The sequence below is a fragment of the Paraliobacillus sp. JSM ZJ581 genome, assembly GCF_044383835.1.
Taxonomy (GTDB): domain Bacteria; phylum Bacillota; class Bacilli; order Bacillales; family Amphibacillaceae; genus Paraliobacillus.
Genome location: NZ_JBISEP010000003.1, coordinates 20,379 through 32,365 on the forward strand (window position 1 = coordinate 20,379; position 11,987 = coordinate 32,365).

The 11,987-nt window shown below is 35.4% G+C and carries 13 protein-coding genes; 5 read left to right on the plus strand and 8 right to left on the minus strand.

Annotation, left to right across the window (positions count from 1 at the left end; all coding sequences use genetic code 11):
* Window positions 1-41: 41 nt before the first annotated feature.
* The 3 genes from ACH6CY_RS03045 to ACH6CY_RS03055 all read right to left on the minus strand — a co-directional run bounded on the left by ACH6CY_RS03045 (window position 42) and on the right by ACH6CY_RS03055 (window position 3,094).
* Complete coding sequence (locus ACH6CY_RS03045; protein ID WP_374065776.1) at window positions 42-884, minus strand: DegV family protein; 843 nt, start codon at window positions 882-884, stop codon at window positions 42-44.
* Window positions 885-1,108: 224 nt separating this feature from the next.
* Window positions 1,109-1,795 (minus strand): response regulator, encoded by a 687-nt coding sequence (locus ACH6CY_RS03050; RefSeq protein ID WP_483874856.1) that lies wholly within the window; start codon window positions 1,793-1,795, stop codon window positions 1,109-1,111.
* 171 nt (window positions 1,796-1,966) lie between these two features.
* A complete protein-coding gene (locus ACH6CY_RS03055) occupies window positions 1,967-3,094 on the minus strand; it encodes a sensor histidine kinase (RefSeq protein WP_374065778.1) in 1,128 nt (375 codons plus the stop codon).
* 197 nt (window positions 3,095-3,291) lie between these two features.
* On the opposite strand from ACH6CY_RS03055, the gene ACH6CY_RS03060 reads away from it, so the two are divergent.
* From ACH6CY_RS03060 to ACH6CY_RS03075, 4 genes are read left to right on the plus strand one after another with little or no spacing between them, the layout of a single operon-like run.
* Window positions 3,292-3,945, plus strand: a complete 654-nt coding sequence (locus tag ACH6CY_RS03060; RefSeq protein WP_374065779.1) for a YigZ family protein — start codon at window positions 3,292-3,294, stop codon at window positions 3,943-3,945.
* A complete protein-coding gene (locus ACH6CY_RS03065) occupies window positions 3,942-4,673 on the plus strand; it encodes a GntR family transcriptional regulator (RefSeq protein ID WP_374065780.1) in 732 nt (243 codons plus the stop codon). The genes ACH6CY_RS03060 and ACH6CY_RS03065 overlap by 4 nt, the downstream gene beginning before the upstream one ends.
* A gap of 54 nt (window positions 4,674-4,727) precedes the next feature.
* Entirely contained in the window at window positions 4,728-5,303 is a 576-nt protein-coding gene (locus tag ACH6CY_RS03070; RefSeq protein ID WP_374065781.1) for a class D sortase, read from the plus strand.
* A gap of 15 nt (window positions 5,304-5,318) precedes the next feature.
* Window positions 5,319-7,319 (plus strand): penicillin-binding transpeptidase domain-containing protein, encoded by a 2,001-nt coding sequence (locus tag ACH6CY_RS03075; RefSeq protein ID WP_374065782.1) that lies wholly within the window; start codon window positions 5,319-5,321, stop codon window positions 7,317-7,319.
* A gap of 124 nt (window positions 7,320-7,443) precedes the next feature.
* Here ACH6CY_RS03075 and ACH6CY_RS03080 read toward each other — a convergent pair whose 3' ends face one another.
* Window positions 7,444-7,887 carry an IDEAL domain-containing protein gene (locus ACH6CY_RS03080; RefSeq protein WP_374065783.1) on the minus strand — a complete coding sequence of 148 codons (444 nt, stop codon included), beginning with the start codon at window positions 7,885-7,887 and terminating at the stop codon, window positions 7,444-7,446.
* A gap of 327 nt (window positions 7,888-8,214) precedes the next feature.
* Here ACH6CY_RS03080 and ACH6CY_RS03085 point away from each other — a divergent pair, with 327 nt between their 5' ends.
* Window positions 8,215-9,306: an aromatic acid exporter family protein gene (locus ACH6CY_RS03085; protein ID WP_374065784.1), complete on the plus strand. Its 1,092-nt coding sequence runs from the start codon at window positions 8,215-8,217 to the stop codon at window positions 9,304-9,306.
* Between the two features lie 316 nt (window positions 9,307-9,622).
* Here ACH6CY_RS03085 and ACH6CY_RS03090 read toward each other — a convergent pair whose 3' ends face one another.
* The 4 genes from ACH6CY_RS03090 to ACH6CY_RS03105 form a co-directional block, all read right to left on the minus strand.
* Entirely contained in the window at window positions 9,623-10,336 is a 714-nt protein-coding gene (locus ACH6CY_RS03090) for a SurA N-terminal domain-containing protein (protein WP_374065786.1), read from the minus strand.
* 72 nt (window positions 10,337-10,408) lie between these two features.
* Window positions 10,409-10,942 (minus strand): chromate transporter, encoded by a 534-nt coding sequence (locus ACH6CY_RS03095; RefSeq protein WP_374065787.1) that lies wholly within the window; start codon window positions 10,940-10,942, stop codon window positions 10,409-10,411.
* Window positions 10,939-11,493 carry a chromate transporter gene (locus ACH6CY_RS03100; RefSeq protein WP_374065788.1) on the minus strand — a complete coding sequence of 185 codons (555 nt, stop codon included), beginning with the start codon at window positions 11,491-11,493 and terminating at the stop codon, window positions 10,939-10,941. The genes ACH6CY_RS03095 and ACH6CY_RS03100 overlap by 4 nt, the downstream gene beginning before the upstream one ends.
* Window positions 11,494-11,711: 218 nt before the next feature.
* Window positions 11,712-11,894, minus strand: coding sequence for a cold-shock protein (locus ACH6CY_RS03105; protein ID WP_374065789.1), 183 nt, complete (start codon window positions 11,892-11,894; stop codon window positions 11,712-11,714).
* Window positions 11,895-11,987: the final 93 nt, after the last annotated feature.

Here is an 11,987-nt window from a genome sequence, read left to right on the forward strand (position 1 = left end):
TTTTATTCAAATGGGATAGGGGACGGCCCCCCATCATCCCATTATTTCATATACCATACTAACCCTAGAGCACCTTCACCTAAATGTGTACCAATAACTGCTCCAAAATAGCTAATTGTAATCTCGACATTGTTATATTCACATGCAAGTTCTTGCTTTAAGGCTTCCGCTTCTTGCGGTCGATTGGCATGAACAACCGCTGCCCGCATGGATTTCCCAGTACTTGCATCTTCATCAAACAACGTGATAATTCGTTTGATCGCTTTTTTTTGTGTGCGAATTTTTTCAAACGGAACAATTTTTTTATCAACAAAATGAAGCACTGGTTTTACTTGAAGCATGCTACCGACTAGTGCCTGTGCACCATTTAACCTACCACCACGATGAAGATGAGTTAAGTCATCAACGACAAAATAGCCTCGCATTGTTTGCTTGATTTCATTTAGTCGATTCATGATAGTAGGTGCATCAGCTCCTGACTTGGCCATTTCTGCTGCTTCTAATACATAAAAACCTTGCGCCATACAGCTAATCTCTGAATCAAAAGGATAAACAGTCACGTTATCTACCATATCACTCGCTGCAACTAACGCTTGATACGTCCCACTAATGCCACTTGAAAGGTGTATAGAAACGATGGCATCATAATTGGCTGCTAATTTTTCTAATTGTGCTTTAATGTAACCAATGGAAGGCTGTGAGGTTTTTGGCAATTCTTTTGCTTTTCTCACTAGGGGGTAGAAATCATCTGCAGTCAAATCAATTTCTTCTTCATAAGAGACATCATCAATTAAAACATTTAGTGGAAGCATTTCTATATTTAACTCGTCTCGGACATCGGCAGGTATATAAGCCGTACTATCTGTCATTACAACTACACTCATAATTGTTATCGTACCTTTCTTCACCATCTATTAAAACAACATTAAATCTATGATTACATATTCTTTTCTATTCTAACCAAAAACGCAACAAAATCATAGTAGTTAATAGAAGAAAAATAGAAATGGATTAACATTAAAGTATATGAATCATCAATCATAAAATAAATACAGCCTGACATTGCTTTTTCTTTCCATCAAAACAATAATCAAGCTGTATCTTATAATTAATTAGACTTAAATATTACTTCCACCCAACCATTTCTAATCGCTGTTACTACTGCTTGCGTCCTGTCATTCACATTCATTTTTTGCAAAATATTACTAACATGATTTTTAACCGTCTTTTCACTAATAAACAACGCTTCAGAAACACCACGATTACTTCTTCCATCTGCCAGTAATTGAAGCACTTCACATTCCCTACGTGTTAATAAATGTAACGGCTTACGATATTCAATTTGCTCTATCTTACCTGACTGTGAATCACTTAAACGTCGGAATTCTTTTACTAAATTATGCGTTACCTTAGGATGTAAATAAGATCCACCCTCACTTACAATTTTAATCGCATGAATTAATGTATCTGAATCCATCTCTTTTAATAAATAACCTTGTGCCCCTGATTTCAGGGCGTGAGTTACGTAATTTTCATCATCATGAATCGATAAAATAATTACTTTTAAGTCTGGATATTTATCAATTAAATTTTTTGTTGCTTCCACACCATTTATATGTGGCATATTAATATCCATTAAAACAACATCTGGTTTATACACTTCAACCAAACGTATTACTTCATCTCCATCATTTCCCTCAGCGACAACTTGAAATTCATCTTCAAATTCCAAGATGCGCCTTACTCCTTCACGAAATAAAATGTGGTCGTCAATCAGTACGATTTTTTTTTTCATTTTTGTTCCTCCCATTATATTTCTCTATTCTCTGTCCTATTTAATATTTCTTTATTAAACTATAAAATGCATTTTTTGGAATTAACAGATCAAAAATAATCAAGTTTGTTTATAAGCAACTAATACATTTTTTTATTATACATGATTATTGTCGATTTGTTGCACAACTTTTTATTCATTTAATGGAATTTGAATCAATACATTTGTACCTTCTCCTTCTTTAGACTGAATCGAAAGCTCTCCATTGAGCATTTCCACTCTTTCTCGCATTCCAACCAATCCAAAGGAGTCTCGTTTCTTTTCACTGATATCAAAGCCTATTCCATTGTCTTGAATCGTTGTTGTTACACTATTGGCGTTAATTCTCAGATCAACCCGAATAGTGTCCGCCTTTGCATGTTTCACCGCATTTTGAACTGCTTCTTGCACTAAGCGAAATAGTGCTACTTCATATTTTGAAGGGAGACGATCATATTTACCATTACAAGTAAATCTGATTGACATATGGTTATAATCAGCCATATCATCAACATATTTCCTTATCGTTGGCACTAATCCTAGATCGTCTAACGCCATAGGTCTTAAGTCATAAATAATGCGCCTTACTTCGTAAAGCGAGGATCGCACTAGAGATCGCATGCTTTTCATTTCTTTCAATGCTTCTGCTCGTCCAAACTCTTTAAACGTTTTATCGACTAATTCAGATCGAAATAAAATATTTGCTAACATTTGTGCGGGTCCATCATGTATTTCTCTAGATAAGCGCCGGCGTTCTTGCTCCTGTGCTTCAATGATCCGCAAACCAAATGCTTGTTTTTCATTCGCATCCTGTATCATTTCTCCAACTTGCTTAAAATCTTCATTTAGATAATTTAGTACGACAGTCACCTTACTTACAAGCGAATTCGCTTTATGAATGGTTTGATCAAGTTTTCTCAATCGACGCTCAATATCATCTCGATTCTGTCGTAAGATCTTTTCCTTTTCTTGCATCATTTTGAGCTCACTTTGCAACTGGTGTGCTTGCTCGTATGTCTCTTTTATCTCTACTTCACTAAATTTATTAAAATAATTACTTACTTCTGCTAATCGTTGTCTGGAAAATTTCACTCTTATTTCTAAATGTTCAGATGCATCTATATTTTGATTCACTGCCTCCTTCAATAAACTCAATTGTTCAGTAAGCAGTCGGTATTCTTCACGTGACTCTTCGCTAATAGAATATATATCATCTTTACTATTTTCCACAGTTTCTATCATTTCATTGATAATACGATCTAAATCTTTCTCTGTTTTCATTCTTCATCCCACCTAATTATATCTATTCGAATAGCGATCACTTTTTTGTCGGTGTGCTGTCAAAATAATAGATCGTTTGTATCATAAACGAAAGCAATACTGCTTTATTACACTATACTTTTTTATCATAGCATATTTATCTATCGATTGCCGTTTTTAACTGCTATCTATATAATAGGGATGAAGGTGGTTATTTTATGTTAGAACAGTATTTCACTGTAAATATACACGGTTCTGATGAACAACTCATTCAAAAATCCCGTTTCATCGGATATGTACGTCGTGTAGAAACAGAAGAACAAGCGCAAGCATTCATTCAAGAAATCAAGAAAAAACACCATGACGCAACACATAATTGTTCTGCCTACATGATTGGCGAATACAATCAAATACAAAAGGCAAATGATGATGGAGAACCTAGTGGTACTGCTGGAGTCCCAATATTAGAAGTTTTGAAGAAAAAAGAGTTAAAAGACACTGCAGTAGTTATTACGCGCTATTTCGGAGGGATTAAATTAGGTGCAGGTGGTTTAATTCGCGCATATTCCAGCACCACATCCCTAGCTCTAAATACAACAGGAATCGTAGAACGTAAGCTCATGCAAAAGATGAAAATAACTGTTGCATATCCCTTACTTGGAAAAATAGAAAATGAGCTACGTAGTGCGTCATATGCTATTGAATCCATTGATTATTCAGAAAAGGTAACCTTCCATGTGCTAGTCAGTATAACGCATGTCTCTGCGTTTCAAGCATGGATCGTTGACCTCACAAGTGATCAAGTTATTTTTGATTTGGGTGGAGAAATATATGTTGAGATACCTACGCAAAAGAAAGAGGAACTTCTATGATAAATAAACATGCTAAAATTCCAATCTATTATCAATTAGAAAATTTAATTCGTACACAGATTGAGCGAGGAGAATTCCTTGCTGGTGATGCCCTACCTTCCGAAAGAGTATATGCCGAAACGTATAACATTAGTCGGATGACCGTTAGACAAGCGATTAATAATTTAGCCATCGAAGGATTAATCGTTCGTCAAAAAGGAAAAGGAACCTTTGTTGCAGAAAAGAAATTTCAACAAGCCTTACAAGGGCTAACAGGTTTTAGTGAAGATATGTTTGCACGAGGATTACAACCTTCTAATAAAACTATCCATTTGGAAGAAATAAAACCTACTCCAATGATCGCAGCAAAACTGATGATTGATTTAAACGAACCGATCTTAATGATTAAACGTATCCGATTAGCAGATCAAGCACCAATCTCATTAGAAACCATTTATACACCGACAAAAATTGTTGATAAAGCAACATTTTCAAATATTAACGTTTCTTTTTATCAATATGTTGAACAACAGTTGGGACTTACGATTGCACATGCTACACAAGAAATTGAATCTAGTTTGGCCACAAAATATGAACAAAAATACCTCACATTAAAAAAAGGTGATCCGGTTTTATCTATGAGACGAACAACATATTTATCAGATGGAATGCCTTTTGAATATGTAATGTCCGCATATCGAGCCGATAAGTATATTTTTACATTACAAATGCCGCGGAATTTAGAATAGTATTTTCTCGTTACTACGATAAAATAGAAAGACCTAAGTCTCAGGAGGGCTATTATGAAGAAAATTTCTTTTTTATTTATGATCGCTGGTGCTATCTTTTTATCTATTGGCGGTTATCAATTATTTAAAACGAAAGCTGCGGAAAAAGAGAGTTTGAAAGAAGTGAATGAATTATTGAATAGTAGTGACGAACACGCAGTGACAAATCCAAATGATTTTAGTCCTAGTCCAAATGAAAAAGTTGGAAAGTTACAGATTCCTAGCATTGATGCCGAGCTCGCTATTGTTGAAGGAACAGATCCTGAAGATTTGGCAGAAGGGGTTGGCCATTACAGCGAATCTGCGTACCCAGAACAAAATGATCAAATTGTTTTATCTGGGCATCGTGATACGGTATTTCGCTCTTTAGGTGACGTAAAGCTTGGGGATACTTTTACGATACAGCTTCCTCATGGTGATTATACGTATGAAATGGTTGATTCAAAGATAGTCGCTGCGGATGATACTTCTATTATTAAATCTACCGCGCCAGATGAAGAGCTTATCATCTCGACTTGTTATCCTTTTTCGTATATTGGAGATGCTCCTGATCGATACATTATTTATGCAAAACCAATTAAAACTAACTAGTAGGAGGACGAATATGTGAAACGTTTTTTATTACTAGGCGGGTTATTCTTGTTACTGACCGGACTTATTGCCTGTTCGAATGAAGAAGATACAGCAGAAAATCGCCTTCAAACCTACATCGATAATTGGGAAGAAGAAAAATTCACAGAAATGTATAGCATGATCGGTAATCAAGAAGATTACCCTCCAGAAAATTTTGTCGATCGATACAAAAAAATTTATAACGATATTGAAGTAACGGATTTAACCATTAATTATCAACTACCTAAATCTGCAGAAGAAAAAACACCAAGTACCTTTCCACTTGAAGTTAGTATGCACACCATTGCTGGAGAAGTAAATTTTGAAACAGAGATCAGCTTAACCGAAAAAGTAGTTGATGAAGAAACCAACTGGTATATCGATTGGCATCCAGGATTTATTTTCCCAGCCTTAAAAAATGGAGCAGACGTAGTCATTCAAACAACAACCCCGGAACGTGGAGAAATATATGACCGTAATAAAAATGGCCTTGCAATAAATGACACGATCTATTCGATAGGTGTACAGCCTAGATTATTTAAAGATAAAGACGAAGAAATAAAACAAATTGCTAATTTGCTAGATATAAGTGTGGAAGCAATTAATAAAGCGTTATCGGCAAATTGGGTTGGAGAAGATACATTTGTTCCTTTGAAAAATATGCCAACAACGATAGATGAGCAATATAAGGAAGAGCTTTTTTCAATTTCAGCAGTAGTAAAAAAAGATAAAACCGGCCGAACGTATCCATACAGAGAATCAGCTGCTCATTTAGTAGGTTACATTGGTCAAATAACTGCTGAAGAACTGAAAGAACAAGAAACGGGTACGTATACAAAAAATGATCAAATAGGAAAACGTGGATTAGAACAGTTATTTGAATCAAGATTAAAAGGGGAAACTGGAGTTACTATTGTGGCAAAATCAGATGATGATCGCTCCACTGTAATTGCAGAGAAACAAGGGCAAGATGGAGAAGACATTACAATTACAATTGATGCCAATTTACAAGATATGATTTACAACAGTTATGGTAAAGATTCCGGCACTACAGCAGCAATTCACCCGAAAACTGGGGAAACATTGGCATTAGTCTCCGCTCCTGCTTTTGATCCAAATGAATTAACGTATGGGATCAGTCAATCGAAATGGGAAACAATTCAAAATGATGAACAAACGCCATTAACAAATCGTTTTGCATCGACATTCTCTCCAGGTTCTGCAATTAAACCAATCACTGGTTCAATCGGACTTCAAAATGGTTCAATTACAGCTAGAGACGGTATTGTAATTAACGGTAAAACATGGTCGAAAGACAGTTGGGGGGATTATGCTGTTCGACGTGTATCCACTTCGTCAGATCCTGTTGACATAACTGATGCATTGATTCGCTCAGATAATATTTATTTTGCTAAAAAGGCAATTGAGATGGGGAGTGAAGCATTTGTTAGCGGATTGAAACGTTTTGGGTTTGGTCAAGCATTTCCATTCACCTATCCGATTGAAAATAGTACTGTATCGTCATCTGGTACAATTGATCAAGAAATTTTATTAGCTGACTCGGGATATGGTCAAGGACAGTTACAAATTAGCTCGCTTCATCTGGCAACCACTTTTACAACATTTTTAAATGACGGAGATATGATACAGCCAACACTTGAGCTTGATCAAAAAGATAGCGTAGTTTGGCAAGAGGGATTACTCTCAAGTGAAGAAACACAAGTAATAAAAGACGCATTACGCCAAGTAGTCGCTGCTTCTAACGGTACAGCACCAGAAGCGAACATTGCTGACGTCCAATTGTCAGGAAAGACAGGCACTGCTGAACTAAAAACCTCTCAAAGTGATACAAAAGGGCAAGAAAATGGTTGGTTTGTTGCTTACCCAGAAGATGAATCAATGATTCTTTCTATGATGATTGAACATGTGGAAGATAAAGGCGGCAGTCACTATACTGTAGAAAAAGTAGCAAGGCTATTTAATCATTTATATTAATGCATCAATGCCAGGTTTCATTACCTGGCATTGTTTTTTATGCTATGGTACACCACACCCTTCGACACATCATTACATCATACTACTAAAACAAAAACGAATAATATCTCTTGACTCCTTGAGCTTACATATTATTTAATTGATCAGAATATATCATAAACTGCTCAATATCTTTTTCATCTAAAGATTGATCGATTAATCGCTTCATATTTTGCTTCTCTAACATAACAATCCACTGATCGACTTCATCACAAAACAATTGATCGACTGCTACATTTACATATGGATAAACAATCGCTTTTAAACGCTGATCAAAACCAGGAATTTGAAGTAAATCAACTAAAGCAATACTTTCAAACTTTTTCCCTTGTTGAAATATAAAAAAAGCTTTCCGGTTGATTACTTGTAATGTTTGTCGACTGATTTCTATTTTTCGTGACTCTAAAGGAACAAATTGATATACTTCACCATCAAGTCGCAGCGAAAAATACTGATAGGCTAATACAATTCCAATTCGATCCGCTTCTTCTTTCACATAATAAGGTTGAAACGTATTAACTGAAAACATATGAACACTCCTTTTCGCTATAAGACATGTCACATATATTACTCACTGTCATACCCTTGCTTTAATTAGATAGTAATATAATATTACTATCTAATTAATATTGGAACCGTTTATGCTTACGTTATCATAGTTAGAGAATTTTTCTAACCAAATGAACCACTTTTTATCCACCGCAAACACTTACATGTATATCATCCTTATTTTTAACAAATCCTTATCTTTTGATCTGTTAAACTACTTTTAACAAATCAACATAAGCTGTCATTGAATATTATTGGCATTACCCTTTCAAGTTAGATATACTTAAGGTTAGGGGAAAATCAACTAATGAAGGTGACAAGATTGAGAAAAAAACACAAAAAATTAATTGGTAGCAGAGTGGTAAAAACAGGTGTTGCCGTTTTTTTAACATCACTCATTTGTCAATGGCTTAACTGGCCGGCTGTTTTTGCAGTTATTACTGCGATCGTTACAATTGAACCTACAGTAAACGATTCAATCAAAAAAGGTATGATACGATTTCCTGCTTCAGCAATTGGCTCTGCTTATGCTGTTTTTTTTATTTTTTTATTTGGTAATTCTCCACTTACGTATACAGCGGCTGCAGTTCTAACCATTATTACTTGCTCTAAGTTGAACTTACACGCAGGGCTTCTTGTAGCTACCTTAACTTCTGTTGCAATGATCGAGGTAATTCATGATCATTATCTTATTTCATTCTTTATCCGCTTAGGAACTACTTCTATTGGGTTACTTGTTTCAACAGCGGTAAACATGTTTGTCTTACCACCAAATTACACATCACGTATTTTAACGAATATTGATGTAGCAATGGATAAAACTAGCGAAGAGTTAAGGGCGATAGCGAAGGATATCTTGTTCCAAACACAAGATTGTGCAGAAAGAGTCCGGGTGCAAGAAACATTTACTCAATTGAAGAGAAGATTAGACATAACAGATAAGTTAATACAATATCAACAATCCGAGGCAAAGTACCATCGTTTATCAATGGAACGCAAGCAAGAGTTACTAGATGAGGAAGAGAATTTGGCTACGCTACGATTAATTAATTATCATATCGGTAATTTAATTCATACACCTTTTGATGAAATCACTTGGACAAATGACCAAAGTAGTCGTATTGTAATTGCAATACAAGCTTTGGCAGACACAATGGAAAATCCAGATTCATTTCGGATCCATCAACATCGCCAGTACATCAACAAGCTAACGGACAAATTTTGGCAATCGAAGCAAGAGGAACAATTCATCAATAAAGAAAATCCAGTTGCTTTCTTTAATCCAGAAATAATTATTTTATATGAATTATTATCTATTTATCATCTCGTAGAACACCTTTTAAACACGAATGGTGAGCTTACAGAACAAGAGGTTGAAAAGAACTTGAAAAATAGGTGAAACATGATATAGCAGTGAAAATATGCGACACGCCTTGAAAATAAAAAGGTGTTTTCTTTTATTCGTGCGATGTATCGCTGTTGGAGCATCCTTGTTCTACAGGAACTTACCCGAGCTAACGAGTCACTCATCTGAAAACATAATAGATGTTAGACGAAAAAACCGTCGATCCTGTAACAATATCTAACTGAAACACATCATGTGGTGTCGATGCCGTTTCTGCGGAAATGAAGTATATTTTCACTGCGCTGATTATACTTCTATATGAAAAGTATTTCTAGTTAAGGAATCATGTTTTATTACGGCGCCTTTTCTATTAAATCTTCATTTCAATTTCTGCTTCATCTTTTAGTTCTTTAATCCGCTGATTGAGCTTATCTTGTAACTGCTGATTCGCTAGCTGTGTTTTGATGCTGTCTCTCACATCTCCCAATTTAGGAATATCTTCACTTTTATCTTTTAATTTATTATAATACGCTTCTACCTCCTCGTCTGATACTGTAATATCATTAAATGACTTTTTCACATACGCCTTTTGCTCCAATTGCATGGCTACTTGATTTCGAAAAGTTTCTATTGTGTAATTAAGTTTTTCTAACTCTTTCTCAAACTGCTCTTCAGAATCAAATTGTGTTTTTGTCTCAGTAATATAATTATCAATTTCTTGGTTTGTAATTTCAATCCCTTTATTTGCTACATCCTGTGATAATACTTCCTGACTCACCATTGCATTTAGTGCTTTTTCTTTAATGAACTCCTGATCTTTTACATCTTGACCTTGTTCATATAACAATGTTTTTGTTTGTGTATATGCCTTATTATATGTCTCCCCAGTCAATTCTTTACCGTTAATAACAGCCACCACCATGCCTTCTTCTACTGTTTCATCATCTGACACGGTCACTTCTTCTATTTTGGAGTTATTTGAATTTTCCGCTGATTCCTTTTCTCCTTCTTCACTATCGCTGCAAGCTACTAAAGTAGTACATAGCATACTTACAAGAAGCATACTGCCTAATTTCTTTAACATAAACCTGTCACTCCAGTTGTTTAATTACTTCCATATTAAAACATTATTTTTATTACTATGCAATCATTCGCTTTACCCTAAAAATAGTGCCCCAAACACTAAAGCACCTGCTATTACAAATGCAGGATGAATGTTTAACCGCTCCATCAAGATGAAACTAACGCATCCAATTCCTAACATAGTTAACACTCCACTATTCACATAGGATACTTGAAAAAATTGAAGTGCCATTGCTCCCAGCAGAACTGCTATTGTTGGACGGATGAATATCGTCAAACGTTTTACTTTTGGCGAATCTTGATATTTCATTAATAAGCGAAGCAACAGAATCATCCCTATTAATGAAGGAACGACTGTTGCAAAAATCGCAATGATAGACCCTATTATACCTGCTTGCTGAAAACCAATATACCCTGCCATTTTCGTCGCAATTGGCCCTGGTAATGCATTTGCCATTGCAAGCATTTCACTAAAATCACTCACTGTCAGCCACTGAAATCGATTAACTACTTCATTTTCAACAAGTGGAATAGAAGCTGGGCCTCCCCCATAGCCAAGAATACCTGGAATAAAAAACGCAATAAACAATTGCCAATATGTATTCATGGCGACTCCTCCTGCTTGTTAGCATCGGGTTTAACTAATGCAACAAGCAACAAGCCTAGAATTAAAATAGCTGGGTGAATTTCTAGTATTTCAGTAAAAATAAGTGAAGTGAGCACAAGAACTAGCATCCAAAACCAACCTAAATCGTTTTTTGCCTTTGTCAAGAAATTATATGTAAGTACAGCTAGCATCACCCCAACTACGGGAAGTACTGCTTCCGTCATACCGTTGACCCATCTCGTATTACTCGCTGATGACAAAAATGTTAATAATATAATCATAAGAAAAACAGTAGGTATAATCGTTGCAGCAACTGCTGTCACCATTCCTAATATTCCAGCCACTCTATAGCCGATATACCCTGCCATTTTCGTTGCAATTGGCCCTGGTAATGCATTTGCTAATGCGAGAATATTTCCGAACTCTTCATTATCCATCCATTTGTATTTCTCGACTACTTCTTTTTGTACAAGCGGAATAGAAGAAGGTCCTCCACCATACCCAAGGATACCAACCCTAAAAAAAGCTAAACATAAATACCATTGATTCATCACGTGTCTTCCCTTTCTATTATTGGACACATCTAAACATAAATTTTTATCTAAGCTATCTAAAGTAGCTTAGGTGTTATTGGAATAAAATCGTTGCATCCTGTTTTTTATTTTAACAATTCAGCATATAGAAAGTAAGCTAACAGACTTTTTTGACAAAAATAAATAAAGCTTCCACTTGTAAATGGAAACTTTATTCATTCATCTATATCATATCGTTAACTTAGTTTGGGTAACACACGGTTTTCCTTTGCCATTTCTGCATGACAAAGCGGGCAAGTTGGTTCTGTTTCAAAAGAGTAATCTTCTCGCATCCACCCTGAACAAGAATCGTTCACACAAGACCATACCGTTGTATCAACTTCTTCAACTGGTTCTTTCTTTCTGTTATTGTAAGCCATAGAGACATCCCCTTTCCTGGGTATTACACTCTATTATAACCTTTTTCATAACAAAAGACAAAGAGGCTTATTCACTATGAAAACGTCTCTAAG

Coding starts and splice junctions, on each gene's coding strand:
- ACH6CY_RS03045 (WP_374065776.1), bottom strand. CDS start 884: ATGAGTGTAGTTGTAATGACAGATAGTACGGCTTATATACCTGCCGAT.
- ACH6CY_RS03050 (WP_483874856.1), bottom strand. CDS start 1,795: ATGAAAAAAAAAATCGTACTGATTGACGACCACATTTTATTTCGTGAA.
- ACH6CY_RS03055 (WP_374065778.1), bottom strand. CDS start 3,094: ATGAAAACAGAGAAAGATTTAGATCGTATTATCAATGAAATGATAGAA.
- ACH6CY_RS03060 (WP_374065779.1), top strand. CDS start 3,292: ATGTTAGAACAGTATTTCACTGTAAATATACACGGTTCTGATGAACAA.
- ACH6CY_RS03065 (WP_374065780.1), top strand. CDS start 3,942: ATGATAAATAAACATGCTAAAATTCCAATCTATTATCAATTAGAAAAT.
- ACH6CY_RS03070 (WP_374065781.1), top strand. CDS start 4,728: ATGAAGAAAATTTCTTTTTTATTTATGATCGCTGGTGCTATCTTTTTA.
- ACH6CY_RS03080 (WP_374065783.1), bottom strand. CDS start 7,887: ATGTTTTCAGTTAATACGTTTCAACCTTATTATGTGAAAGAAGAAGCG.
- ACH6CY_RS03085 (WP_374065784.1), top strand. CDS start 8,215: ATGAAGGTGACAAGATTGAGAAAAAAACACAAAAAATTAATTGGTAGC.
- ACH6CY_RS03090 (WP_374065786.1), bottom strand. CDS start 10,336: ATGTTAAAGAAATTAGGCAGTATGCTTCTTGTAAGTATGCTATGTACT.
- ACH6CY_RS03095 (WP_374065787.1), bottom strand. CDS start 10,942: ATGAATACATATTGGCAATTGTTTATTGCGTTTTTTATTCCAGGTATT.
- ACH6CY_RS03100 (WP_374065788.1), bottom strand. CDS start 11,493: ATGAATCAATGGTATTTATGTTTAGCTTTTTTTAGGGTTGGTATCCTT.
- ACH6CY_RS03105 (WP_374065789.1), bottom strand. CDS start 11,894: ATGGCTTACAATAACAGAAAGAAAGAACCAGTTGAAGAAGTTGATACA.